General features: G+C 74.8%; 17 protein-coding genes and 1 tRNA gene. 8 read left to right on the top strand and 10 right to left on the bottom strand.

Translation table 11 applies throughout. From position 1 onward, the window contains the following. Position 1: 1 nt before the first annotated feature. The 3 genes from AB0398_RS12315 to AB0398_RS12305 are packed head-to-tail and all read right to left on the bottom strand — an operon-like array spanning position 2 to position 2993. Positions 2–952, bottom strand: coding sequence for an ABC transporter permease subunit (locus AB0398_RS12315; RefSeq protein ID WP_366374206.1), 951 nt, complete (start codon positions 950–952; stop codon positions 2–4). Beyond that, on the bottom strand, positions 940–1875 hold the full coding sequence (locus tag AB0398_RS12310) for an ABC transporter permease subunit (RefSeq protein WP_366374204.1): 936 nt from the start codon (positions 1873–1875) through the stop codon (positions 940–942). The genes AB0398_RS12315 and AB0398_RS12310 overlap by 13 nt, the downstream gene beginning before the upstream one ends. After that, the gene (locus tag AB0398_RS12305; protein ID WP_366374537.1) at positions 1875–2993 is read right to left on the bottom strand and encodes an extracellular solute-binding protein; all 1119 of its coding nucleotides are present in this window, start codon (positions 2991–2993) and stop codon (positions 1875–1877) included. The genes AB0398_RS12310 and AB0398_RS12305 overlap by 1 nt, the downstream gene beginning before the upstream one ends. 339 nt (positions 2994–3332) lie before the next feature. Here AB0398_RS12305 and AB0398_RS12300 point away from each other — a divergent pair, with 339 nt between their 5' ends. After that, positions 3333–4082, top strand: coding sequence for a GntR family transcriptional regulator (locus AB0398_RS12300; RefSeq protein ID WP_366374203.1), 750 nt, complete (start codon positions 3333–3335; stop codon positions 4080–4082). 69 nt (positions 4083–4151) lie between these two features. On the opposite strand, the gene AB0398_RS12295 is transcribed toward AB0398_RS12300, so the two are convergent. Together AB0398_RS12295 and AB0398_RS12290 are read right to left on the bottom strand one after the other, a co-directional pair. Next, complete coding sequence (locus tag AB0398_RS12295) at positions 4152–8999, bottom strand: DNA repair ATPase (protein ID WP_366374201.1); 4848 nt, start codon at positions 8997–8999, stop codon at positions 4152–4154. 100 nt (positions 9000–9099) lie between these two features. Next, on the bottom strand, positions 9100–11151 hold the full coding sequence (locus tag AB0398_RS12290; protein ID WP_366374199.1) for a flotillin family protein: 2052 nt from the start codon (positions 11149–11151) through the stop codon (positions 9100–9102). Positions 11152–11758: 607 nt separating this feature from the next. Between AB0398_RS12290 and AB0398_RS12285 the strand changes: the two genes are divergently transcribed. Then, positions 11759–12808, top strand: coding sequence for a helix-turn-helix domain-containing protein (locus tag AB0398_RS12285; RefSeq protein ID WP_366374536.1), 1050 nt, complete (start codon positions 11759–11761; stop codon positions 12806–12808). Between the two features lie 10 nt (positions 12809–12818). Here the strand turns inward: AB0398_RS12285 and AB0398_RS12280 are convergent, their stop codons facing one another. The 4 genes from AB0398_RS12280 to AB0398_RS12265 all read right to left on the bottom strand — a co-directional run bounded on the left by AB0398_RS12280 (position 12819) and on the right by AB0398_RS12265 (position 18848). Further along, the gene (locus AB0398_RS12280; RefSeq protein WP_366374198.1) at positions 12819–14777 is read right to left on the bottom strand and encodes an NAD-binding protein; all 1959 of its coding nucleotides are present in this window, start codon (positions 14775–14777) and stop codon (positions 12819–12821) included. A 204-nt stretch (positions 14778–14981) separates the two neighbouring features. Then, positions 14982–15695: a hypothetical protein gene (locus tag AB0398_RS12275; RefSeq protein WP_366374197.1), complete on the bottom strand. Its 714-nt coding sequence runs from the start codon at positions 15693–15695 to the stop codon at positions 14982–14984. A gap of 179 nt (positions 15696–15874) precedes the next feature. Next, a tRNA-Pro gene (locus AB0398_RS12270) sits at positions 15875–15948 on the bottom strand. A gap of 53 nt (positions 15949–16001) precedes the next feature. Then, positions 16002–18848: an AAA family ATPase gene (locus tag AB0398_RS12265; RefSeq protein ID WP_366374535.1), complete on the bottom strand. Its 2847-nt coding sequence runs from the start codon at positions 18846–18848 to the stop codon at positions 16002–16004. Between the two features lie 167 nt (positions 18849–19015). Between AB0398_RS12265 and AB0398_RS12260 the strand changes: the two genes are divergently transcribed. Further along, entirely contained in the window at positions 19016–19642 is a 627-nt protein-coding gene (locus AB0398_RS12260) for a DUF309 domain-containing protein (protein WP_366374195.1), read from the top strand. A gap of 120 nt (positions 19643–19762) precedes the next feature. On the opposite strand, the gene AB0398_RS12255 is transcribed toward AB0398_RS12260, so the two are convergent. Next, on the bottom strand, positions 19763–20365 hold the full coding sequence (locus AB0398_RS12255) for a TetR/AcrR family transcriptional regulator (protein WP_366374193.1): 603 nt from the start codon (positions 20363–20365) through the stop codon (positions 19763–19765). Between the two features lie 209 nt (positions 20366–20574). Here AB0398_RS12255 and AB0398_RS12250 point away from each other — a divergent pair, with 209 nt between their 5' ends. From AB0398_RS12250 to AB0398_RS12230, 5 genes are all read left to right on the top strand, one after another. Beyond that, positions 20575–21450 carry a phosphatase PAP2 family protein gene (locus tag AB0398_RS12250; protein ID WP_366374191.1) on the top strand — a complete coding sequence of 292 codons (876 nt, stop codon included), beginning with the start codon at positions 20575–20577 and terminating at the stop codon, positions 21448–21450. Further along, a complete protein-coding gene (locus AB0398_RS12245; protein ID WP_366374189.1) occupies positions 21447–22454 on the top strand; it encodes a DMT family transporter in 1008 nt (335 codons plus the stop codon). The genes AB0398_RS12250 and AB0398_RS12245 overlap by 4 nt, the downstream gene beginning before the upstream one ends. Before the next feature lie 183 nt (positions 22455–22637). Further along, on the top strand, positions 22638–23651 hold the full coding sequence (locus AB0398_RS12240; RefSeq protein ID WP_366374187.1) for an SPFH domain-containing protein: 1014 nt from the start codon (positions 22638–22640) through the stop codon (positions 23649–23651). Further along, positions 23648–24547 carry a hypothetical protein gene (locus tag AB0398_RS12235; protein WP_366374185.1) on the top strand — a complete coding sequence of 300 codons (900 nt, stop codon included), beginning with the start codon at positions 23648–23650 and terminating at the stop codon, positions 24545–24547. The genes AB0398_RS12240 and AB0398_RS12235 overlap by 4 nt, the downstream gene beginning before the upstream one ends. 440 nt (positions 24548–24987) lie before the next feature. Continuing rightward, entirely contained in the window at positions 24988–25845 is an 858-nt protein-coding gene (locus tag AB0398_RS12230) for a GNAT family N-acetyltransferase (protein ID WP_366374183.1), read from the top strand. Positions 25846–25982: the final 137 nt, after the last annotated feature.

Here is a 25982-nt window from a genome sequence, read left to right as displayed (position 1 = left end):
GTCAGGACTCCTTGCGGACGGTACGGCGGGGGGCGCGGAGGGAGGTGCGGGAGGGAGCACGGGGGCCGGTCGGTGCCGTTCCCGCCCGGGACAGGACGAGCAGCAGGGCCCAGGTGACGAGCAGGCTGAGCAGGGAGACGGCCACCGACATCCGGGCCTGGGCGCCGGAGATGGAGACGATCCACACCGCGAACGGCCGGAAGCCGAGGAGCGAGGCGACGGTGAACTCGCCGAGGACCAGGGCCAGGGTGAGGAAGGCGGCGCCCGCGAGCGAGGAGCGCAGGTTGGGCAGGATCACGCGGAGCATCACGTACGTGCGGCTCGCCCCGCAGTTGCGGGCGGCCTCGACGAGGGTCGGGACGTCGACGGCGCGCAGTCCGGCGTCGAGGGAGCGGTACACGAACGGCAGGGCCATGACGGTGTACGCGAGGACCAGGACGACGGGGAAGTCCTCGTTCTGAACGGCGAGGAACGTCTGGTAGAGCGGGGTCCGCGAGAGGTGGTCGGGGCCCCAGCGCAGGACCGTGGTGATGCCGGTGACCAGGGCGATCGGCGGCACCACGAGCGGCAGGGTGCACAGCACCTCGATCACCGGGCGCAGCCGGGGTGCGCCGAGCCGCACGGCCACCAGGGCGGGCACGGCGAGCAGCAGGGACAGCGCGATGGTGGCGGCGGCGAGCCCGAGGGAGAGCAGCAGGCTGCTCAGGAAGCCCTCTGCGCCCAGGAGTTCGGTGTACGCGGCGAAGGAGACGCCCTGGCCGGGGGTGTGGACCGTGAACACGAACGAGGCGATCAGCGGGACCAGGAAGTACGCGCCGCCGAGGCCGAGGACGAGTCCGCGCCACACGCGGGGGCGGGGGCGGGCGCGCCGTACGGGAGCGGCGGGCCGGTCGTCCGCCCGCGCCCCGGTCTCCGGCGTGGTGTCCGGGGCGGTGGGGGTCATCGCAGCCATCGGGCGCTCCTGCGCTGGAGGGGGAGGTAGAGGGCCATGACGAGTCCGGCGACGAGGATCATGTCGAGGCCGAGGGCGAGGGCGACGTTCTCCTGGCCGACCAGGACGTTCCCGGAGAGCGCGTCGGCGATCTTCAGGGTGACCAGGGGGACGGAGCCGCCGACGAGCGCGGCGGCCGTCGCGTGGGCGGCGAAGGCGCTGCCGAAGAGCAGCACGAACCCGCCGAGCAGCGAGGGCGCGAGGACCGGGAGGCCGACGTGGCGCCAGTACTGCCATCCATCGGCGCCCGCGTTCCGCGCGGCCTCGCGCCACTGGGGCCGCAGGCCGTCGAGGGCGGGGGCGGTCACCAGGACCATCAGCGGGATCAGGAAGTACAGGTAGACGACGGTGAGGCCGGTGAACGAGTACAGGTTCCAGCCCAGGGAGGTGAGGTCGGCGAGTCGGGTGACGACGCCGGAGATGCCGAGGGTCGCGATGAACGCGAACGCGAGCGGGACGCCGCCGAAGTTGGCGAGGACGCCGGAGGCGGTGAGGACCGCGCCGCGCAGGGCCCGGGAGCGGGAGGTGACGACGGCCTGGGCGATGAGGACGCCGAGGACGGAGCCGAGGAGCGCGGTGAGGGCGGAGAGCTGCACGCTGCCGATCAGGGAACCGAGGTAGGGGCCCTGGAGGGAGCGGCTCAGGTGCTCGCCGGTCGGCGCGGTGGCTCCGGTGGCCGGGTCGGTGCGGGTCACGGCCCCGTACACCAGGGCTCCGAGCGGGAGTCCGAAGCAGAGGGCGGTGAAGGAGATCAGCGGGAGGGCGGCGAGCCAGGGGCGGGGTCCGCGCCGCCGGCGGCGGATGCCGCCGGCGGTTCCCGTGGCGGGAGCGGCCTCCGTCGGGGAGGCGGTTCCCGTGGTGGGGGTGGAGGAGGCGGAGGACATCAGGAGACGGCCTTGTCCCACTTCTCGGCGAGGGTGGCCTTGGCCTTGTCGAGTTCGGCGGAGGCCGGGAAGGCGGGGGCGCCCTCGACCTTCGGGAGCTTGGCGACGAAGGTCTTGTCGGCGGTGCCGTCGGCGGTCATGGCCGGGAGCAGGACGGGGCGGGCGTAGCCCTTGAGCCAGAGGTTCTGGCCCTCGGCGCTGTAGAGGAACTCCATCCACAGGCGGGCGGCGGCCGGGTGCGGGGCGTCCTTGTTGACGGCCTGGGAGTAGTACTGGGCGTAGACGCCGTCGGTGGGGACGGCGACCTTCCAGTCGACGCCCTTGGACCGGAACTGGTCGGCGTAGCCGGCGTTGAGGTAGTCCCAGTCGATGCTGATGGGTGTCTCGCCCTTCTCGACCGTGGCCGGGGTGGACTCGACGGGGATGAAGTTGCCGCTCTTCTTCAGCGCGCCGAAGAAGTCGATGCCGGGCTGGATGTCGGCGAAGGAGCCCTTGTTGGCGAGGGCGGCCGCGTAGACGCCGCCGAAGGCCGAGCCGGACTTGGTCGGGTTGCCGTTGAGGGCGACCTTGCCCTTGTACTCGGGCTTGAGGAGGTCGGCGAAGGTCGTCGGGCAGTTCGGGATCCGCTTGGCGTCGCAGCCGATGGAGACGTAGCCGCCGTAGTCGTTGTACCAGCGCCCGGCCTCGTCCTTCTGACCCGCGGGGATCTTGTCCCAGGCCTCGACCTTGTACGGGGCGAAGAGGCCTTCCTCGGCGCCGCTGCGGGCGAAGGCGATGCCCAGGTCGAGGACGTCGGGGGCCCGCTTCTGTCCCTTGCGGGACTTGACGGCGGCGATCTCGTCGGCGCTGGAGGCGTCCGGGTTCTCGCTCTCGACCTGGATGCCGTACTTCTTCTCGAACGCCTTGATCAGCTCGCCGTAGTTGGCCCAATCCGGCGGCAGGGCGATGACGTGGAGCGCACCCTCCTTCTTCGCCGCCGCGGCGAGGGCGTCCAGGCCGCCGAGGTCCTTGGCGGAGGCCGCGGTGGCGGCCTTCGCGCCGTCGCCCTTCGCTCCGGCCTCGCCCTCGGGGGCGGCGCCGCAGGCGGTGACGGTGGTGAGGACGACGGCGCCGAGCAGGACGGCGGCACCGCGGACGGGGTTTCTGTGCACGGGTTCTCCCGGGAGCGAGGGTGGGACTTGTCAGGGGCGAGGGTGGGACTTGTCGGCAGTCAGCGCGAAACTTGTCTGGACAAGACGCCCCTAGTTCGCCCGCACCGCCTGTCCGGCGGGTGAACGGCGCGTGACGGGTCCCCCACGCCTCCCGGAAGACCCGGTGGCGGTGAACCCCAGTTGAACGCGGTGGAGTTGGGATGAACCGACGGGCCGCCGCGCGCCCGTGCCTCGGGTTAGGGTGGACGGAAGGACAGCACGCGCCGTGACCGCGTGCGCACAGCCACGCGTGGGAAGGGGGACGCCGTGACGGCGCTCTACGTGGAGATCGCGGAGGGGCTCCGCCGCTCGATCCTCAGCGGCGAGTACCCCGTCGGCGCCCGGTTGCCGTCCGAGAGCGACCTCGCCGACCGCTGGTCCGCCTCGCGCGGCACCGTGCGTCAGGCCGTCGCCCTGCTCACCTCCGAGGGACTGATCGGCTCCCGCCAGGGCGCCCGCCGCATCGTGCTCCGGCGCGAGCGCCGGCACAGCTTCGCCGAGCTGCACAGCTTCGCCCAGTGGGCGCGGGCCATGGGCTACCGGGCCACGAGCCGCTTCCTGCACCGCGAGCGGCGCCCCGCCACCCCCGAGGAGGCGCGCCGGCTCGTCCTGCCGGAGGGCGCCGGGGTCCTCGGCGTGCTGCGGCTGCGGTACCTGGACGGGGAGCCGGTGATGGTGGAGCGCACCGCGTACGCGGCCTGGGTCGCCCCCGCCGTCGAGGCCCTGCCGGTCGACTGCGCCTCGATCATGGACAGCATGGCCGGGGAGGCCGGGATCGTCGCCCACTACGGCGAGCACCTCATCGACGCCGTGCCGGCCGGCAGCGACGACGCCCGGCTGCTCCGCGTCCGCCGGGGCAGCCCCCTCCTGCGCCAGCGCCACCTCACCAGCAACCCGGACGGCCGCCCCATCGAGTGGACCGAGGACCGCTACCGGGCGGGGAGCGTCACCTTCAACGTGAGCAACTCCGTCGGCACGGCCCCGCTGGTCCGGGACCCGGGCGCGCTCCTCCTGTAGTTCCCCCTGCGAGCGGCGCGCTCCTCCTCTGGTTCCCTCACGGGCGGCGCGCTGCTCATGCAGCGCCCCTCACGGCAGGCGCGGCGCCTTCAGCGGGTTCCCCGGGTCCGCCGCCCGGTCGATCGCCGACTCGACGGCGGCGATCCGGTCGGCGAGGAGCCCGAGGGCGGCGACCGCGCGGGCGAGGGGGTCGTCCCCGGAGCCGCCGAGCGCCCGCGCGCGGACGTACGCGGCGCTCACCTCGGCCCAGCGCGCGGCCTGTTCCGGGGTGAGGGTGCCGCGCAGTTCGGCGAGGCGGAGGAGGTTGGCCTCGGCCTCTGTGGTGAGGGTCTGGGCCTCGGCGGTGTAGTGGTCGTCGATCACGGCGGCCAGCTCGGCGTCGTTCATGGCGGGCGAGATCCGGGCCGCGATCCTGTTCATGGTGCGGTACGAGCCCTGGAGCCGGAACGGCGGCGCGGTGCGGGCCGCGTCGCTGCGGGCGGCGGAGGCGATGTACTCCTCGTTGACGGCGAGGACCGTCTCGCGGGCCGTGAGGAGCCGCCCGAGGACGGCGAGGATCCGCTCCAGTCCGGCCGGGGCGTACGGGTGGGCGAGCCGGTCGCGGCGCGCGGTCGGGTCGCCGGCCGCGAGCCGGACGAGCAGCTCCAGGTCGGCCCGGTCGCGGCCCGCGAGCGGGGCGAGGACCGGGTGGGAGGTGAGGGCGTTCTCGACGAAGCTGAGCGCGAAGACGTCCTCCTTGCCGGTCAGGACGTCGCCGAGGTTCCACACGTCGGCCCGGTTGGCGAGCATGTCGGGCACCCGGAAGGCCTGCCCGGACTCGGTGTACGGGTTGCCGGCCATGCAGACGGCGAAGCGCTTGCCGCGCAGGTCGTGCCCGTTCAGGGTGCGGGTGGCGTCGCAGAGCGGGATGAACTTCTGGAGGAACTCCGGCGAGGTGTGCTGGATGTCGTCCACGTACAGCAGGACGTTGTTGCCCGCCCTCAGCGCGAAGGCGATCTTCTCCAGCTCCCGGCGGGCGGTGGCGTCGGGCGCCTCGGCCGGGTCGAGGGAGGTGGTGCGCTGTCCGAGGGCCGGTCCGTCGACCTTGACGAGGAGCAGGCCGAGGCGGTCGGCGACGTACTCGATCAGGGTGGTCTTGCCGTAGCCGGGCGGGGAGAGGAGCAGCAGCAGGCCGTGGGAATCAGTGCGCTTGGCGTCTCCGGCGGCGCCGAGCTGCTTGGCGAGGTTGTCGCCGACCAGTGGCAGGTAGACCTCGTCGACGAGCCGGTTGCGGACGAAGGAGGACATGACGCGGGGGCTGTACTCGTCCACGCGGAGCCGGGCGCGCTCGGCCGCGACGAGCTCTGCCCTGCGCTCCTGGTAGGCGCGGAAGGCGGGCACGTCGACGGCGGCGAACTCCCTTGTCCTGGCGAGGAATTCGTCGATCCGCACGTCGAGGGAGCGGTTGCGCACGCGGGGGTGGGCGCCCAGGAGGCCGGTGACCGTCGCGGTGGTCGGGGCGTCGACCTCGTACCGTTCGAGTCCGGGGCAGAGTTCGACGGCGACGGCCTCGGCGAGCACGCCTCCGTCGAGCACGTCCCCGTCGAGCGGCTCGCCGGAGGCGGAGGCGTAGGAGGTGAGCCAGGCCTCGACGAGCTGGCGCCGCGCGCCGGCGTCCGTGAGTCCGGCGAGGGCGTCGTCGTACGCGGAACCGCCCACGGTCCGGCGGAACTTGTCGAGCAGGGTGCGGGCCGCGGCCGAGACGGCGAAGCCGCTCGGGCCGGCGGCGAGCTCCTCGACCAGGTACGCGGCGGCGGTCGGGTCGCCGATCTCCCCGGCCAGTTCGTCGCGCAGCCCGTCGACGGCCGACGCGGCGCCGAAGAGATCGCGGGCGCGGGTCAGCGAGACCGCGCGGCGGGTCCACTGCTCGCGGGCGCCCTCGTCGGCCGTGTGCGCCCAGAAGAGCTGGGCGGCGGACCGCGCCGCCGCCGGGTACCGCAGCGGTCCGGCCCCTTCGTGGAGGGCGAGGAGCGTCTCCAGGATCGCCGCCGCGTCGTGGTCGTGGACGCCCCGCTCGTACCCCTCGTCGTACGCGGCCTCGGCGGCGGTCCGGGCGAGCGCGGGGAGGTCGGCGCCCGCGAGGCCGTCCGTGCCGTGCTCCGCGAGCAGCCGGGCGGCCAGGTGCTCGGCCCGGTAGACCGCGGGCGACTCGGAGGGCAGCGTCCGGTCCCAGAACGGGCGGGTCGCGGCGAACTCCGGGTCGGTGACGGGCGCGCGGTAGTCGGTCCCGGTGAGGGCGAGGGCGAGGGTGTCCCCGTGCGGGACGAGGGTGAGTTCGGGGGTCTGCCGGCTGACGGCGAACCGGTGCCGGCCGAGGCGGAGGGTGTCGCCGCCGTCGGAGAACAGCTCGGTGCGGTCGCGGAGCGCGCGCCCGGCCTCCTGGCGGGCGGCGCCGAGCCGGCCCTCCAGCTCCTCGGCCCGTACCTGGTCGCCGAGTCCGCGCAGTTCGGCGGTGGTGCGCCGGATCTTGGCGACCATCGGGTCGGAGGCGAAGTACGTGTGCACCTCGTCCGGTCCCGTCAGGGTGGCGGCCCGGCGGGCGATCGTCTCCAGGATGCGGTCGGCCGATCCGGCGAGGCGCTCGGCGCGGCGGGCGCGGGCGTCCTGGAGGGACTGCTTGCGGGCGGTGAAGGCGTCGTGGATCTCGGCGCGCCGCTCGGCGATGTCGTCGAGGAAGCCGTCGTGCTCGGCGAAGCGGGACTCCAGGTTCTCCAGCTGGAGGAGCAGGAGGCCGAGTTGGTCGTCGCAGTGGTCGGGGGTGTCGGCGGCGGCGAGCGCGCCCGTGACGGCCTGGCCGAGCAGGGCGAACTCGGCGGCGAACTCCGCCCGGCCCTCCCGGTCGAGGAGTTCGGCGCGGCGGGCGGCGAGGACGGCGCGGGCGCGGTTGAGGACGCCCAGGACGTCGGCGACCCGGCTCAGGATCGCGGTGCGGACGGTGGCGTCGCCGATGTCGAGCCCGGCGACGATCTCGCTGAGGGTCCGCAGGCCGGTGGTGCGGCCGTCGATCAGCTCCCCGACCGGGCCCGTCTCCGCGACGGTGGCGACCTCCCCGGCCTCGGCGGCGAGCCGCTCCGCCTCGGCGTGCTGGCCCGCGAAGGCGTCCTCGCCCCGGAGGAAGGCGACGGCCCGCCGGCCGGCCGCGGCGATGTCGGACTCGACGTCCGCCGCGAGGGCGTCGACGGCGTCCGTGTCGGCGTACCGCATCTCCTTCAGGGTGATCAAGTGGCCCTGGCTCTGCCGGAGTTCGGTGATGCGGGAGATCCACTCCTCCGCCGTGGCGGGCGCCTCGCCGCGGACGCGCCGGACGAGCCGGGCGATCCGCTCGGTCGCCCCGGCGAGGGCGTCGGCGGCCTGCCGGGTGAGGGCGGTGACGGTGGCGAACTCGTCGAGGACCTGTCCGGCGGTGGCGCGGAGTTCGGCGAGCGGGGTGCGCAGGTCCCCGGTCTCCGGGTCCCCCAGCCAGTGGTGGACGTCGCCGGCCCTCTCGCAGGCGGCGACGAGCGCCTCGTACACCTCGCCGGCGGGGGTGAGTTCGGTGGCCCGCCGGGCGATCGACAGGCAGTCGGAGATGCCCCGGACGAGGTCCGCGTTGCCGATGCGGGCCAGCGGGTCGTCGTGCACGGGGGCCGTGTGCGTCTCGGAGACGTACGGCGTCGCCCAGACCTGCACGGGGTGGACCCGGCCGGGTTCGCCGGACTCGCCGCGCAGGACGACCATCGTCCCGTCGTCGAGCAGCGCGTACCCCCGGCAGGCGAGCGGGGTGGCGATCTCCTTGCGGATCAGGTTGTACGGCAGGAGGAGGCCGCGGCCCTCCGTCTCGGCGTGGAAGGCGAAGAGGAGGTCCTCGCCGTTGGGCGAGCGGACCGCGCGGTCGAAGGCGAGGCCGGAGGTGTCGGTGTCGAAGGTCTTCACGGCACCGGAGGAGAGGCAGTAGCCGCCGGGGAAGACGACGCCCTCGTCGTCGGGCAGCCGCAGACAGGCCTGCCCGATGCCGTCGAGCCGGACGACGGTCCCGGTCAGCGCGTTGAAGACGAGGTACCGGACGGCGTCTTCCTTGTACGGGCGAACCCGGATCAGGGTCAGGGCGCCGACGACGGCGTGGGCGACCTCGGCGTCGGCGAGGGATTGCAGCGGCTCGTCGACCGGCTCCGAGTGAATGCCGTCGGCGGTCTCGGGGTCGTTCTCCGTCTTGACGGTGAGCGCCCCGCCGGTCGTGGAGACGTACAGGCGCCCGCCGAGCGAGATGTGGGGGTGCCGGCCGGAGACGTGGTCGTCCCGGGTGCTCTCCGTCCAGTCGAGGTCGTGCGCGGGCGGGAAGGTGTGGTCGCGCTCGCCCCGGGCATCGAGGAACCGCGCCCCGCCGGACGGTTCGAGGGCCCAGCGCAGCACCCGCAGGTCGTCGGCCTTCTCCCCGGTCCGGAAGACGGCGAGGAGCCGGTCCGCCACGCGCCGCAGCCGGAGCAGCCGGGCGCCCCGGAAGTAGCGGTGCAGCGCGGCGAACTCGCGGACGAAGCCGGGGTCGTCCAGGAGGCCGGGGACCGCGTCCCCGGGCAGCGGGTTCAGGTCCCGGTCGTGCAGGGTGAGGACGTCGGCGACCGCCGGTCCCTCACCGTCCGTGGCAAGCGGTCCCCCGCCGCCCGTGGTGACCGGGCTCCCGCCGAACAGCAGGACGCCGTCCCCGACAGCGACGACGTCGAGGAGCGTCCCGGCGCGTTCGGTGCGGACCCGGTCGGTGCCGGTGAGGGCGAGTCCGCCGGAGCCGAAGGCGGCGGTACGGGCGGTGTTGAGCGCCTCGGCGCGCCGGGCCAGTTCGCCGGCCTGCGCGGTGAGGCGGTCGCGCAGCACCGCGTACGTGTCCTGGTCGATTCCGGCGCTCATCCCTGTGCTCCCTATGTACCGTAGTGACTGCGGGTCCGGTGCCGGCCACTCCCCCGTTCGCCGGCACCGGACCCGTACCGACCGCCACCCCCGTGGGCGGTCAGTCCTTGGCCGCGCCGTTCAGCACGGCGGCCCCGGCCGGCGCGGACGGCGTCGGCAGGTAGCCGTCGAGCGCGCCGGACTTCATGAGCTTCGCGAGCAGCGCCGAGACGCTGAGGTCGCGCACGTCGGAGCTGGAGAGCGAGCCGAGCACGTTCGTCAGGTCCTCGGTGAAGGGCTGTGAGCCGTTCAGCCACGGACCGGCGAGGGCCTGCGCGGTCTGCGAGCTGTCGACGAAGCCGTCGACGGCCTTGCCGAGCGAGACGGACTGCACGAGCCGGTCGAGGAAGACGGAGTCGCCCCCGACGATGTTGATGTCGGCGTTCTCCAGGCCGGTGGCGAGGACGGTGGCCTGCGCCTCGGCGACCTGGCGCTGCACGTCGAGACCGGCGAGCCGGATGTCCTTCTCGGCCTCCAGGCGCAGGCGGTACTCCTCGTGGGTGCGGGACGCCTCGTCGAGGGCGGCCATCGCCGCCGCCTTCTCGGTCAGGCCCGCGGCCTCGGCCTTCAGCTTCTCGCCGATCGCGGTGGCCTCGGCGAGGGCCTTCTCCTTGGCGCCCGCGGCCTCCGCGAGCGCCTTCTCGCGGGCGCCGGCGGCCTCGGCGCGCAGCCGGGCCTCGGTGGCCCCGGCCTCCGCGCGGCCGGCCTTCTCGATGACGTCGGCCTCCTTGTCCCGGACCTGGACCGCCGCGAGCCCCTCGGCCGCGGCCTCGGCCTGGACGCCCTCGGCGAGGCGGATCTTGGCGCGGGCGTCCATGTCGGCGGCCTTGTTGCGGGCCTCGGCGAGGGTGAGCTCCTCGGCGGCCCGGTGCACGGCGGCCTGCTCGGCGGCCTCCGCGGCCTTGATGTCCTTGACCAGCCGCTCCTGGGCCTCGGCCTCGGCGGCGATCACGATCGCCTGACGGTTGCGCTCGGCCTCCTCGACCGCCCGCAGCCGCTTGATCGACTCCTCCTGCTCGGCGACCGTGCGGTCCACCGCGACCCGCTCGCGGATCACCTCGGCGATGTCCCGGCGCTCCGCCTCGACCTCCTTCTCGGCGGAGATGCGGGTCAGCTCGGTCTCCCGGTCGCGGGCGATGACCTCCAGGAGGCGGTCCTTCTCGATCCGCTCGTTCTCGACGGCGATGACCCGCTCGCGGTTCTTCTGCGCCACCGCGACCTCGCGGGCCTGGTTCTCGCGCTGGACGCCGAGCTGCTCCTCGGTCCTCAGGAAGGCGCTCTGCGCCCGCAGCCGCTCCTCCTCCACCACCCGGGCGGTCTCGGCCTCCTCGCGGGCCCGTACGGTGTCGATCTCGCGCTTCTGCTTGATCTCGGCGTCCGCCTGGCGCCGCTCCAGCTCCAGGATGGCCTCGCGGGCGTCGACGTTCTGCCGGGTGATCTCCTTCTGCTCGTGCCGGCGGAACTCGTTGGTGCGCACGTTCTCGGCGGCGGTCAGCTCGGTGATCTTGCGGATGCCCTGGGCGTCGAGGATGTTGCCGGGGTCGAGCTGGGCGAGCGGGGTCTGCTCCAGGTAGTCGATGGCCGCGTCCTCCAGGCTGTAGCCGTTGAGGTCGATGCCGATGATCTCGATGATCCGGAAGCGCAGCTCCTCGCGCTTGGTGTAGAGGTCGGTGAAGTCGAGCTGCTTGCCGACGGTCTTGAGCGCCTCGGAGAACTTGGCGTTGAACAGCTCCTGGAGGGTGTCCTTGTCGCTGGCCCGGACGGTGCCGATGGCCTGGGCGACCCTGATGACGTCCTCGACGGTCTTGTTGACGCGGACGAAGAAGGAGATCCGGATGTCGGCGCGGATGTTGTCCCGGCAGATCAGGCCGTCGCGGCCGGTGCGGGAGATCTCGATCGTCTTGACCGAGATGTCCATGACCTCGGCCTTGTGCAGCACGGGCAGGACGACCTGTCCGGTGAAGGTGACGTCGACCTTCCGCATCTTCGAGACGATCAGCGCCTTGCCCTGCTCCACCTTGCGGAACAGTCTGCCGATCACGAGGACCAGGACGAGGACGAAGAGCAGGACAACGGCGACGAGCACGCCGATGCCCACGGTGATGGTATCCATGTGAAACCCCGTGTGTATGAAGGAGATTGAGGGGTGTGGCGGCACCGCGTCCGCGCCGCCGGCCGATGGGCGGCCGCGGTGGGTCCGTCCCGGGCGGGAGATCCGCGCCCGGCCCGGGCGCCGTCGTCCGCCGGCCGTGAAGGGGCCGTACCCGGGGACCGGAGTCCTCCCGGGACGGCTACGGTTCGTCGGGGAAGAGCTTCGCCGTGCGCCGCGCGAGGCAGCGGCGCACGGGGGCGGCCGGGAGGCGGGCGCCGGCCGGGGAGAGCCCGCGGGCCGGCAAACGTCCACGGGCCGGGGAGCGGGTACTGCCGCCGGAGCGGGCACCGTCCGGGAGAAGGACGTCGGTCGGGGACTCACTCATCGTGCTTCCCTCCCCCTCGACGCGCGACTTTCGCTGCCCGTCCCCGGCGTCCCGCCGGCGGACGTGCCCTCCGTGGAACCATCGTGGCAGGGCCGTCCACTTGTTCGCATTGCCGGTTTCCGGCAATCTTGACGCATCCTTGATGCCGGTGACCGCCTCCTGGGCGGCGCCGTCCCGCGATCGGACCGGCGCGTCGAGGAGGGCGAGTGACGCACGGGGGCGGGGAGGACGAGGGTGGAACGAGTGGTGTCCGGGGAGTACCTGGAGGGGTACGGGGAGATCCTGGCGGGGGCCTCGGCGACGGGCCGGCGGCTGAGCCGCGACGAGCTGGAGACGCTGCGGGCCCGGGGCGAGCGGGCCGCCGAGGCCGGGATCGGGCTGCGCGCCCTGATACGGGCGCACCTCTCGGCCGCCGGGGAGCTGCGGGCGGAGCTGCCGCGCACTGCGGGCGACCACCTCCTCGCCGTCGTCGAGCAGGCCGTCGACGCCTTCGCGGAGGGGCACGAGCGGGCGGGGATCCTGGCGGTGCGTCAGGAGGAGGCGTCGCGCCGCGAGTTCATCGACGACCTGCTGTACGGGCGGAGCGACCTCGGCCGCCTCGCCCAGCGCGCCGAGCGCTTCGGCCTGCTGCTCGCCCACGCGCACGCGGTGGCCGTGGCGCAGGGCGGGGAGCCGTACGAGGACGGCGCCTCCGTCACCCGGGGCGTCGAGGCGTCCCTCGTGGCCCGGTTCGGCCAGCGCCGCATCCTGCTCACCACGAAGGAGGGGCGCCTCGTCTGCGTCGCCCCGGCCGACCAGCCGGAGGTGCTGTCCTTCTTCGCGAAGCAGGCGTACGCGGCGACCGACGGCGGACAGATCGCGATCGGGCGGCCCCACTCGGGCCCGGGCGGTGTGGTCCAGTCGTACGAGGAGGCCCTGAACGCCCTCGACCTGGCCGCCCGCCTGGACCTGAACGACCCGGTCCTGCGCGCCGCCGACCTCCTCGTCTACCCGGTCCTCACCCGTGACCGCCAGGCCATGGCCGACCTGGTGGTCAGCGTCCTGGGTCCGCTCCGGGAGGCGCGGGGCGGCGCCGGGCCGCTGATCGACACGCTCACCGCGTACTTCGACACCGGCTGCGTCGCCGCCGAGACGGCCCGGCAGCTCTCGCTGAGCGTGCGGGCGGTGACGTACCGGCTCGACCGCGTGCACCGCCTCACGGGCGCCGATCCGGGCGATCCCGCCCAGCGCTACACCCTCCAGACGGCCGTCATCGGCGCCCGCTTCCTGGACTGGCCGGACCAGGAGCCGTGACGGCGGCGCCTCACAGCCCCCGGCCGGAGGCGGGCGTACGGGAGCGTTCGAGGAGCTGGGCGAGGCCGGCACGGGTCGCGGCGATCACGACGCGGTCCTCGGGGCGCAGGACGTAGCCGGAGTGGAGGTCCCACAGGAGGCCCGGCGGGCCGTCGCGGTCGTGGGCGGCGGTGAGGTCGGGGCGGCGGGCCTGCGGGGCGGTGGTGTCGAGGGCGAGGACGCGCCAGGCACCGGGCCGGAAGGCCTCCTGGACCGTACGCCCCTCCAACTGGGGCTGTCCGGCGACGTCGAGCGCGGCGAAGAGCAGCACCCGGCGCTCGACGGGGATGGCGCCGAGGATCTGGCGGCCCATCATCGCGGTGGCGAAGGCGGGCGCGGCGAGGGTGGACACGCTGCGGCTGCGGGTGAGCGCGTCGGGGTGGGCGGCGCGCAGGGTGCGGTAGACGGCGGTGGCGAAGTCGTCGTCGTACAGGCGCAGGGCGACGAGCAGGTCGGGCGCGAGCGTGCGCGCGTACAGCGCGGCTTCCAGGTTGGTGGTGTCGGCGCTGGTGAGGGCGAGGAGCGCGTGCGCGCGGTGGACCTTGGCCGCCTCCAGGACGCCTTCCTGGGTGACGTCGCCGAGGACGACGGGGACGCGCAGGCTCCGGGCGAGCGCGACGCCGCGGGCGTCGGGGTCGTCCTCCACGCACACCACGGGGATGTCGAGCTCGCGGAGCCGGGCCAGGACGCGGGTGCCGATCTTGCCGAGGCCGAGCAGGACGACGTGGCCGGCGAGCCCGCGCGGCGGACGGCGCAGGGCGGCGGCGCTGCGGTAGGCGCCGAGAGCCTCCAGGGCGCCGGCGACGAGCAGGGGCAGCAGGGCGAGGCCGACGAATCCGGTGAGCAGCTGGAGGATCTGGCGGGGGGCGGATTCCTCGACGGCGGGGTCGGCGATCGCGAACAGGTCGAGCAGGGTGATGTAGACGGCGTGCAGCGCGGAGTCGTCGGTGACGAGGGAGGAGACGACGGCCAGGACGGTGACGGCCACGAAGACGCCGGCGAGGGCCCAGCGCAGCCGGCGCGAGAGGAGCTCCTTGAAGGAGGCGCCCCGGCTCGTGCGCCTGCGGGGCGTGGCCGGTTCGTGGGTGACGGCCTCCAGGACGATGGTGCCGCGCCCCGCGGCGGCCCGTACGGCGTCGTCGTCGGGGAGCAGCTGGGGGGCCTGCGGGCCGCTGCGGTCGGAGCCCTCGGCACCGGCCGGGTCGGTGGTCGTGGAGGACAGCAGGGCGAGGGTCGCGAGACCGGGCGCGGCGACGTCCCCGGGGCGGCTGGGCAGCCGCTCGGCGGCGCGCAGCAGCAGTCCGTCGGCCTGGACGATCTTGCGGGTGCCGGCGACGGCGGTGGCGGCGAGCGCCGGGGCGGTGGTGTCGGCGTCCGAGAGGACGATCGTCGAGGTGTCGTGCCCGCCGCGGACGTTCTCGGGGAGCGTGAGGTCGGTGGCCTGGTCGAGCAGCTCCGCCATGCGCCGGCCGAGGTTGCGGTTGTACATCCGCAGGACGAGCCGGATCCTCGGGTTGAGGCGGCGGGCGAGGAACGCGGCCCGCATGTTGGCCTCGTCGTCCTCGTAGAGCAGGGCGAGGGCCTCGGCCCGCGCCACGCCGACCTCCGCGAGGACCTGTGCGTCGGGCACGGCGGCGGTCACCTCCCGCACGCCCGGCCCCTGCCCGGCGTCCGCGCCGTTCCCCGGCGGCCCGCCGGGCCGTCCGACCGCCGCGCTCATCCGGCCGAGCAGCGCCGAGGCCCGGGAGACGCTCGCCGGCTGACCGGCCACCCCCTCGAAACCGACCGGCGGCGGCACGACCAGGGTGACGGCCTGCCGGTACACGTCGGCGAGCTCGACGGCGATCCGGTGCGCGAGCGTGTCGTCCCCGCACACGACCATGTGCCCACCGGTCCGCAACCGCCCGCTCGCCTGGGGCACTACGGTCATGGCCTCCCCCTCGCCTGCCGATCCCCACTCAAGGCCCGCTTCTTGACGTCCCGTCATGGGCGGTGTCGCTGCGGGCCGGATCATGGTGCCATACGGGGGGAGGGGGATTCATTGCCGGATCCCGGAAGACTTCGGAGTTGGTGACTGCCTGCCAGAAGCCCTCCGGTGAAACGAAGACCCGGGCCTCGAAGGCCCGGGTCCCTTTCAGAACGGTGCTACTCGGTGGTGCCGTGCACCAGGGTGCGGGCCGTCCACCGCTCGACCGTCCACTCGGGTGACCCGTCGTAGCCCGTACTGTGCCAGTCGGGCAGTGATGGCCGGGGCGTCGAGAGTGGTCCCCGGATTGTTCAGCAGCAGGTCGCCCAATCCGGCCGCCGCGAGTCTGCCGGGGGCTCGGGCAAGGATCTGTTCGGCCAGGACCGCGTTGATGTTCACGATCTCTTGTTCGTTGTGCCACTCCACCCGGAGCCCTCGCAGCATGCGCCAGGCCTCCGTGGCCGAACCGTAGACGTCGGTCGCGGCAAGCGCGTCGAAGGGGCCTCGGAGTTCGTCCGTCAACCACTCCGTTTCGAAGGAGGTCACGTCGTCGGAGCGGCGGACGCGGTCGCTCAGCTCGTCGAGGGCACGGGCGGGAACCAGGGAGACGAAGTGGAACGTGCGGCCCGCATCGACGTGGGAACGCAGATGCCCCCAGATTCCCTTGTCCCGGAGGGAGGCCACGTTCCAGCTGTTCGCGTTCCGGTTCTGCCGCTTGACCTGGTGCACCTCCGTCCCGCCGTCGTGGCGGTAGACGAACTCTGCGCCGTCGCCGAGCGGGCCCCCCGGCTCCAGCGTGATCGACGTCCCCGCGCCCAGGAGTACGTACAGGGCGTGTCTGATCGTCCAGGCTCCCTCGTAACGGTTGCCGAACTTGTCCATCTCGCCTCCCGGCCGTGGTGCCACCGAGCCCCCTCAGTGCCTTCTCCGGCGGTTTTCTCCGCCGCACACGTCCACGGACGCTACCCAGTGCGTGCCGGGCCACAACCCTTCACCGGAAACGCCGAAAGGGCCGTTTCGGATTGCTCCGAAACGGCCCCTCGGTTCACGACTCCTTAGAGTCGGGACGACAGGATTTGAACCTGCGACCCCTTGACCCCCAGTCAAGTGCGCTACCAAGCTGCGCCACGTCCCGATGCGCGTCCTCGGCGGTTTGCTCCCGCGTCGGCGTGCAGGGGAAACATTACCTCACTGCGGAGGGTGGGACGACGCACGGGCTGTCACCGCGTCGGTGGTGAGGAGGGACGCGCCGCAGGTGGTGGCCAGGGCGGTCGCCTCGGCGAGGGCCTCGGCGGAGCCGGTGACCCGGGCCAGGTCGAGGCGGGCGCGGGCCTCCTCGTAGCGGGACGGGGACGCGGCCAGGTGGTCGACGGCCTCGGTGAGGAGGCGGCGGGACTCGGGCGGGTCGGCGATGAGGGCCGCGCAGCGGAGGGCTTCGCCGAGGGCCGTGCGGGTGCCGATCCGCTCGGCGTGGGCACGGGCCTCGGCGGCGATCCCGGCCGCGCGGTCCGGGTCCGTGGGAGCGAGCGCCCGCGCGAGGTCCAGGGGCCACGGCGCCCACACGACGTGGTGGCGGCCCCGTTCGATCAGGGCCTCGGACGCGGCCTCCAGGGTGGCCACCGCCTCCTCGACGCGCCCCTCCGCGAGCAGGAGCCGGCCGAGGACGCTGGGGCCGTCGGGCAGGACGATCGCGCCCGGCCACGGCGGCCCGAAGGAGTAGCGGTCGGCCACGCTGCGCGCCTCCGCCGTACGGCCCCGGGCGACGAGCGTGTCGACGAGGAGGCAGGCGGTGTCCCAGTGCACGGGCAGGCCGTTGCCGACCCGGTCGGCCAGGCGCAGGCCCTCCTCCAGGTAGTGCTGCGCCCTCGGCAGGTTGCCGCGGCGCCGGTGGACCAGGCCCAGGAGAGTGTGGGCGAAGGCGACGTGGGCGCCGCTCCAGCCCGAGATCTCGAAGGCGCGGACCGCCTCCGTGAAGAGCGCCCCGGCCCGGTCGGGACGGTCGGAGAACGCGTACGCGATGCCGGTCAGCGCCGGGATCTCGAAGCCCCAGGTGGCGTCGGTCCAGCCGAGGCCCCGGGCCGGTATGCCGTCGACGAGGGCGAGGTCGCAGAGGCGGACGACCTCGTCGGCGGGCTCGCCCCGCATCATCGCGTCGAACCCGCGCACCGTGAGCAGGGCCCGCTCGGAGTTGTCCGCGCCGGTGAAGTGCGCGGTGAGGTCGGCCAGGCGGCGGGAGCGGCCGGGGCCGTCCTCCTCCGCCGCCTGGAACCCCTCGTACATGAAGTTCGCCGCCTGCAGACGGCGTCGGTCGGTGCCGGGCGGGGTGCGGACGGCCTCGTCGGCCAGGACCCGCGCGGCCTCCCTGAGCTGGTTGTTGTGGGCGAGTGCCTGCGCGAGCCGGTAGGTCGCGTCGATGCGCAGGCCGTCGTCCAGGCCCGGCAGGCCGAGCGCGGAGCTCAGGTGCCGGACGGTGGCGGCGGGCGCGGTCAGCAGGGAGGCGCAGCCCAGTTCGTACAGCACCCTGGCGTACGAGTCCGGGGCCGGCGGTTCCTCCAGGGCCCGCTCCAGACAGCGCCGGGCCGCGTCCGGGGCGCCCACGGCGAGGTGCTCGACGGCGGCTGCCCGCAGTTGGCGGACGACCTCCTCGTCCTCGTCCGGGTGCACTTCGAGGAGGTGCCGGGAGACGGCGGCCGGTCCGTGGCCCGCCGCGGTGAGCGCCCAGGCGGCCAGCCCGTGCAAGGCGGTCCGCGCGGCCGGTGACATCGAGCCGTACACGGCGGACGCGATGAGGGGGTGCGCGAACTCCAGGTGGGCGGAGTCCGGGTGGACGGGGCCGAGCTGGACGGGGTCGGGGTGGGCTGAGCCCGGGTCGGCGGGGCCCGGGTCGGCGGGGCTCTCGTGAGCGGGCGCTCCCGCGACCGCCGCGTTCGGGTCGTCCCCGGCGTCGGGGCCGGTGCGCGCCGCCCGGTCCGCGCCCGTCGTCACGATCCTCGCCTGGCGGAGGAGTTCGGTGTTCTCGGCGACCTCCGGTCCGCTCATGCCGGCCAGCGACGCCAGGAGGTCCGGCGTGCTGTCCGCGCCGAGGACGGCGATCGTCCGGGCGAGCCTGGTCGGGCCGGCGCCGAGCTCTTCGAGGCGGGCGACGAGCCCGCCGCCGCGCGCTTCGGCGCCGAGGCCGCGGAGGAGGGAGGCGGAGCCCGCGACGGGTTCGAGCATCCGGTCGCGGGCCTTGGCGAGCAGTTCGACCGTCTCGTACGGGTTCCCGGAGGTCACCGTCCACAGTTCGCGGCAGAACGGTTCGTCCGCGTGGCCGCCCAGCGTGTCCCGGGCGAGCGCGGCGGTGGCGCCGAGCGTGAGGGCGTGCAGGCCCAGGGTCACGACGGCGCGGTCGGCGAGCGCGGCGAGGAAGGCCGGCACGCCGGTGCGCCGCGTCCCCTCCGACAGGGGCCGGTGCGCGAGGACGACGAGGGCGGGCAGCCGGCGGTCCCGCCGGATCCGGGTGAAGGCGTCGAGCCACGCCAGGGATTCGGCGTCGGCCCAGTGCGCGTCGTCCACCAGCAGCACCGGCGGCCGGTCCCGCAGCCGGTCCGCGAGCCGCCCCAGGAGCTTGGCCAGGCCGTCCCGCACGCCTTGCGGGTCGGCGGGAGCGGCCGACGGCGGAGGCGGCGGGGCGAGGCCGAGCGCGGGGGCCAGCAGGTCGAAGTGGCCGCCGCAGAGGAGGCGTACGTCCTCCTCGTCGAAGCGGTCGAGCGCGGGCTGGAGCAGCTGGCGGGTGACGTGGAACGGGACCGAGGTGAGGGTCTCGCCGCCCCGGGCCGTCAGGACGGTGCACCGGTCGCGTGCGGTGCGGTGGATCTCGTCGAGGAGGGTCGTCTTGCCGATCCCCGACTCTCCCCGGTAGACGAGGATGCCGCCGCGCGCCGGGCCGCCCTCCGTCGCCCCGGCGACGAGTTCGTCGACGGCGTGGGCGGCCGCGGCCAGTTCCGGATCGCGTTCGAGCAGCCCGCCGTGGGACCCGTCCGGGACGGCGGGCACGAACGGCGTGACGGGCGACGGCTGTTCGGGATCCGACGGCACCGGTGACTCACTCCCCTACCCGAGCTCCTTGCGCGCCGCAGCCGGCGAGACCCACGCGGACCGGCACGAAGCGCTTGTCGGACGAGCCTAGCGTTCCTGATCGTTCCGGGGGCGACAATGGAAGGGTGAACCGGACCACGCACAGCCGAGGCAGGGACCGCGACGAGGAGGGGCGGGCCCGCAGCGCCCGTCCCCGCGACGGGCTCGGGCGTCCGCTTCCGTACGGGGCGGAGGGGGTGCCCCGGCAGCCGGAGGGGGTCGTACGGGATCCCGGCGCGACCCTGCGCGAGGCGCAGCGGCTGCTCGACGCCGGGATGCCCTTCCACGCGCACGAGGTCTTCGAGGACGCCTGGAAGTCCGGTCCCGAGGCGGAACGGGACCTGTGGCAGGGGCTCGCCCAGCTCGCCGTGGGCCTGACGCACTCGGCCCGGGGCAACGCGGCGGGCGGGGCACGCCTGCTGCGACGCGGCGCCGACCGGCTGACGGCGGTGGGGGCGGGAGCGGGAGCGGTGGAGAGCGGGGCTTCGGAGGCCGGGGCTCCGGAGGTAGGAGTGTCGGAGAGCCGGGCTTCCGAGCGCGGTTCGTCCGGACCCGGATCCGTACCCCGATCCGGACCGTACGGGATCGACCTCGGCGGGCTCGTCTCCTGGGCGCGGGAGTTGGCCGGTCGTACGGAAGGGGGCGGGGCGGAGGGTTCCGTCACCGTCGATGCCGTCGCCGAGGCGCCGCGGCTGCGCCGGGACGCCTCCTGACGCCATCCGTCGCTTTCCCGCTCCTTCGGTCTCCCGGCGCCGTACGGGCGTGTGGCCGGCCCGCGGAGGCCCGCACCCCGTCTTCGGGGCCTCGCAAGCGGTGCCGGACGGCGTCCCGGCTCAGCCGGTGGCGCGCAGCGCCGGGAGGAGGACGGCGTCGACGAAGCTCCGCATGGTCGAGGAGTCCGTGAAGCGCTCCTCGCAGATCCGCTCGATGCGGAGCATGCCGAGGAAGGCGGGGGCCACGAGGTCGACGGCGGGGTTGCCGACCGCGACCTCGCCGCGCTCGACCGCGCGCGCCACGATCGTGTCGATGGCGGCGATCTCGGGGGCGATGACGGTCTCGTGGAACGCGGAGCGCAGGTCAGGGTACTGGATGTACGCCTGGGCGACGGCCTCCATGAGCCCGGCGTCGCGCTCGTGATGGGAGGCGGCGATGCGGGCGGCCTCGCGCAGGTCGCCGGCGAGGGTGCCGGTGTCGATGCCGCCGAAGACGACGCAGCGCCGGCGGGCGAGGGCGGCGGTGACGAGCCGCGGCTTCGTGCCCCACTGCCGGTAGAGCGTGGCCTTGCCGCACTTGGTGAGGGCGGCGACGCCCTCCATGGTCACCGAGTCGTAGCCGCCCTCGCGGAGGAGTCGGAGCACCGCGTCGTAGAGCTCGGTCTCGCGCTCCGGCGTGATCTTGCTGCGCCGGGCGGCGGCGGTCGCGGCCTGTGTGGACATCGGTCCCTCCCGGGCGGACACCTCCGTGTCCCCGCTGTGTCTCTCCCGTACGGGCCGGATCGTCCCTGCCCCGCGGGTCTGGCTCTGCACATACGAGAGTAGGGGGTGCACAATCGAGACGCAAACGTATCGAGACGCTTGCGTCTCGATGAAAATGGATCTAGGCTTCCCCCGTTTGTTGCCGATTTGACGGATTAGAGGGCCGCACGATGGCTGCCGGGATACGCGGGATACGAGGACCACGTCCTGCGGGACCGGGGGCGAAGCCCGTCGCCGGCCCCGCCGGGAACGGCGCCGGAGAGGAGCCGGAGGAGAGCGGAGAGGCTCCCGGAAGAGCCGCGCGACCGCCCCTCCTGCGCGAGCTGCTGCTCGTCACCGCCCTGTTCCTCGTCTACAAGTTCGGCCGGCTCTTCGCCAACGGCCACGAGGTCCGCGCCTTCCACAACGCCGACCGCGTCTGGGACGCCGAGCGCGCGCTCCACCTGCCGGGCGAGGGAGCGGTCCAGCAGCTCCTGCTGCACGGCGAACCGCTGGTCCGGGCCGCGAACACGTACTACGCGGCCGTGCACTTCCCCGCCACCGCCGCCTTCCTCGTCTGGCTGTACCTGCGCCGCCCGGCCCACTACCTGTGGTCGCGCCGCGTGCTCGCGCTCCTCACCGCCGCCGCGCTCACGCTGCACCTGCTGATGCCGCTCGCGCCGCCCCGGATGCTCGCCGCCGCCGGACTCGTCGACACCGCCCGCGTCTACGGCCCCTCCGTCTACGGGGCGGTACCGGAGGCGGACTCGATGGCGAACCAGTTCGCCGCCATGCCGTCGCTGCACTTCGGCTGGGCCCTGATGGTCGCGATCGGCCTGATCGCCGCCACCCGTTCCCGGTGGCGGGTGCTCTGGCTGCTGCACCCGCTGCTCACCCTGCTCGTCGTCGTCGGCACCGCCAACCACTACTGGTTCGACGCGCTCGCCGCCGCCGCGCTCCTCGGCCTCGCGCTGCTCGCCGTCCGCGCCCCCGGCCGGCGGACGGCGCCCCCACCCGTACGCCGTCCGGTCGAGGCGGCCCCCCTCACGGTCGGAGCCCTGCGATGAACCCCGCCGCCGGCACCGCGCTCGCGGTGCTCCTCTCCCTCGTCTCCGCCGCCGGGTACGCGCTCGCCGCCGTCGCCCAGTCCAGGCTGGCCGCCGCGTCGTCCGCCGCCCCCGGCGGACGCGGGGCGCTGCGCGCGCTGCTCGCCCGCGGGCAGTGGTGGTGGGCGGTCGGCCTGAACGCCGCCGGGGCCCTCGCCCACGTGGCCGCCCTGCACTACGGGCCGCTGACCCTGGTCCAGCCGCTCGGCGCGCTGACCCTCGTGGCGGCGCTGCCGCTCGGCGCGTACTGCGCGCGCCGGCGGGTGACCCGTACCGAGTGGCGCGGGGCCCTGTGGACCCTGGCCGGTCTCGTCGGCCTGGTCGCCGTCACGGGGCCCACGGCCCCCGGCGAGGCGCTCAGCCTGCGCGAGTCGCTGGTCGTCGCCGCGGCGACGGCGCTCCTGATCGCCGCGCTCGCCTCGGGCCGCCTCCAGGGGAACGGCGGGCGGGCCGGGCGCGGGCTCGGACACGCCACGGCCTCCGGTATCGCCTCCGGCGTCGCCTCGGCGCTCACCCAGACCCTGACGGCCGCGCTCGCCCTCGAACTTCCCGGCACCGAGCCGACCTGGTGGCAGACCGCGCTGCTCGCGGTGCTCATATCCGGCTTCGCGACGGGCGGGCTGCTGCTTTCGCAGGTCGCCTACCGGGGCGGGCTCGCCGCGCCGCTGGCCGTCGTCAACCTCTCCAACCCGGCGGCCGCCGCGGTGATCGGCGTGGCCCTCCTCGGCGAGACCTTCCGGGCCGGTGCCTGGGGCTGGCTCGCCGCCGCCGGCGCGTCGCTGGTCGCGGCGCGGGGCGTGGTGCTCCTGACGCGGGGCGGGGGCGGTACGGGAGGGGCCGGAGCCGTCGTGAGGACCGGCGGCGTCGCGGGGGAAGGCGTCGCCGCGGGTGGCGTCGGCGGTGTGCCGGCGTCCCGGATCGCCGCGCCGGAGGCCGAACCGGTGGGCGTGCCGCTCGCCGGATGAGGCCGGGCCGGCTCTCCCGGCCCGGTCGCCTCGCCCCGTCGCCCCACCACCTCGCCGCTCCGTCACTCCACTACCTCGTCGCCCCGCCACCCCGCCACCTCTTCACCCCGTCACCTGCAATTCGTCATCTTGACGACAACCGGACGCACCCCCTATCGTCAACATGACGACAAGGGGGTTTCCATGGCCGACATCACCCGGCGGGCCGGCTGGCGCCATCTGCGCTCCGCGCCCACCGCGCACATCCGCCACCAGCGACGGGGACGACTCGTCCACGACGGCGAGGGGCTCAGCTTCTGGTTCCGGCCGCGCACCGCCGCCCTCTCCGAGGTCCCGGTGAACGACCGGGAGCTGGCCATGGCCTTCCACGCCCGCACGGCCGACTTCCAGGACGTGAGCGTGCAGTCCACCGTCACGTACCGGATCGGCGACCCGGGCGCGGCGGCCACCCGGCTCGACTTCTCCGTCGACCCCGACACGGGCGTCTGGCGCGGCACCCCGCTGGAACAGATCGCCACCCTCCTCACCGAGACCGCCCAGCAGCACGCCCTCGACGTCCTCGCCCGCACCGCCCTCGCCGCCGCGCTCGTCGACGGCGTGGCGGCGGTCCGGGACCGCATCGCGACCGGTCTCGCCGCCGAGCCGCGCCTGCCGGACACCGGCATCGAGGTCGTCGCCGTCCGGGTCGTGGCGATCCGCCCCGAGCCCGAGGTCGAGCGGGCCCTGCGCACCCCCGCCCGCGAGCAGATCCAGCAGGAGGCCGACCGGGCCACCTACGAGCGCCGGGCGGTCGCCGTCGAGCGGGAGCGCGCCATCGCTGAGAATGAGCTCGCCAGCAAGATCGAGCTGGCCCGGCAGGAGGAGCGGCTCGTCGAGCAGCGCGGCACCAACGCGCGCCGCGAGGCCGAGGAGAACGCCGCCGCCGACGCGGTGCGGGCCGAGGCCGAGGCCGTACGGAAGGTCCGGCTCGCCCGGGCCGAGGCGGAGGCGGCGCGCGAGGTCGGCGAGGCGCGCGCTGGGGCGCAGTCCGCGTGGCTGCGGGCGCACGCGGAGGCCGACCCGGCCGTCCTGCACGCCCTCGCCGTGCAGCGGGCGGCCGAGAACCTGCCTCGCATCGAGCACCTGACGCTCTCCCCGGACGTGCTCACCGGGCTGCTCGCCCGGCTCGGCGGCGAGAACGGCGGGGCGCGGTCGTGAGCCTCGCGCCGCGCGCGGTGCTCGTGCACCGGACGACGGAGTACGAGGAGCTGCTCGCCCGGCATGGCACGCACGGGCAGGCCGCGTTCTTCCTCTCCGCGCGCGGCCGCTCGGTCGAGGCCGTGCGCGAACGGCACGAGCGGGCCCACCGGGCGCTCGCCGAGGTGGCGGGCGCCGTGCCGCTCGCATGGCGGCAGACCCGGGTGGAACGCGCCGATCTGGACCGGTTCCTGTTCGGGCCGGAGGACGTGGTCGTGGTGGTCGGGCAGGACGGCCTGGTCGCCAACACGGCGAAGTACCTGACCGGGCAGCCCGTCGTCGGCATCGACGCGGACCCGGGGCGCAATCCGGGCGTCCTGGTCCGGCACCGGGCGGAGCGGGCGCGGCGGCTGCTGCCGTACGCGGCGGAAGAGGGCGCGGCGGTCGACGAGCTGACCATGGTCGAGGCCGTCACCGACGACGCGCAGCGGCTCCTCGCGCTCAACGAGATCTACGTCGGGCCGCCGGGCCACCAGACCGCCCGCTACACGCTCGGGCTCGACGGGACGGACGCCCCGGCCGAGGCCCAGGCGTCGTCGGGCGTCCTCGTCGGCACCGGCACGGGGGGCACGGGCTGGCTGCGCTCCCTGTGGGAGCAGCGCTCCAGCGCGCTCGCGCTGCCCGCGCCCTCGGACCCCCGGCTCGCCTGGTTCGTGCGCGAGGCCTGGCCGTCGCCGACGACCGGCACCACCCGCGTCGAGGGCCTCCTCGGCCCCGGCCGGGGCCTGCGCCTCACCGTCGAGTCGGACCGCCTGGTCGCCTTCGGCGACGGCGTCGAGTCGGACGCGCTCGAACTGACGTGGGGCCAGACGGTCCGCCTCACGATCGCGTCGGCGCGCCTGCGCCTGGTGCACTGAGGCGGGGCTCCGTGCAGGTGCGGGACCACTGAGCCGGGGCTCCGCCCGGGAGTGGGAACACTGGGCCGGGCGCTCCGTCCAGGTACGGGAGTACCGAGCCGGGGCTCCGCCCGGGTATGGGAGCACGGAGCCGAGGGCTCCACCCGGGTACGGGAGCACTGGGACGCGGCTCCGCCCAGGGAGGTACGGGAGTACCGAGCCGCGGCTCCGCCCAAGGGCGGGAGCACCGATCCGGGGACTCCGCCCAGGTACGGGCGCACCGTCGAAGCGGCTCCGGTTCCGCCGTCCGCGCGGCCGGATCCGGTCGGTCCGGGCCGGGCGGCGTCCCGTACGGCGTTATGCTCGGCGCGCTTTGCCCGGATATCCGCCCGTCCCCCGCCGTCGGGCCGTCCGGGCCGCCCCGCGCCCTCCCGTCCCTCCCGGCCGTCGAAGGACACCCCATGGCCCCCGGCTCGCTGACCGTCTCCCCCGCCACGCCGCAGGACTGGGCCCTCGTGCGCTCCTGGGCCGCCGAGGAGGGGTGGAACCCGGGGCTCTCCGACGTCACGGCGTTCTTCGCGCAGGATCCCGGCGGCTTCTTCCTCGGCCGGATCGACGGGGAGCCCGTGTCCGCCGTCTCGGTCGTCACCTACGACGACGCCTACGCCTTCCTCGGCTTCTACCTCGTGCGCCCCGGACTGCGCGGCCTCGGCCACGGCCTGGCCACCTGGCGGGCCGCGCTCGGCCACGCGGGCGGCCGGGCCGTCGGGCTCGACGGCGTGCCCGCGCAGCAGGACAACTACCGGCGCTCCGGCTTCACGACGGCGTACCGCACGGCGCGGTACGTGGGCGCGGTCCCGGCCCCGGACGGCCCGCCGGCCGGTCTGGTGCCCGCCGGGCGGGTCGGTCCGGCCGCCCTCGCGGCGTACGACGGCGCCTGCCACCACGCCGACCGGCCGCGCTTCCTCTCCGCCTGGCTGGCGACCCCCGGGCACCGCGCCCTGGCCCGGGTCGTCGACGGACGTCTGACCGGGTACGGGGTGGTTCGTCCCGCCCGGGACGAGGCCCGGATCGGGCCGCTGTTCGCGGACACCCCGGCGGACGCGGCGGCCCTGCTCGACGGACTCGCCGCCGAGGCGAGGGACTTCGGTTCGGACCGGATCGCGGTCGACATGCCGGAGGTCAACCCGGCGGCGGCGCGCCTGGCCCTGGAGCGCGGCCTGGAGCCGACGTTCGAGACGGCCCGAATGTACACCGGCCCCGTCCGCCCGGTGGCCCGCGAGCGCGTCTTCGGGATCACCACGCTCGAACTGGGCTGATCCGGCGGGAACGGGGGAAGCGGAGAAGGAAGCGGCGGGAACGGGCCGGCGGAAGCCAAGGGCCCTAACCGGCGGGAGCCACGGGAGCCGCTGGCCCGGACCGGCGGGAGCCACGGAAGCCGCAGGCCCTACCCGGC

The sequence above is a fragment of the Streptomyces sp. NPDC086147 genome, from assembly GCF_040702165.1.
Taxonomy (GTDB): Bacteria; Actinomycetota; Actinomycetes; order Streptomycetales; family Streptomycetaceae; genus Streptomyces.
Note: the sequence above shows the minus strand (reverse complement) of the source record. Positions and strands in the feature narration are given on the sequence as shown.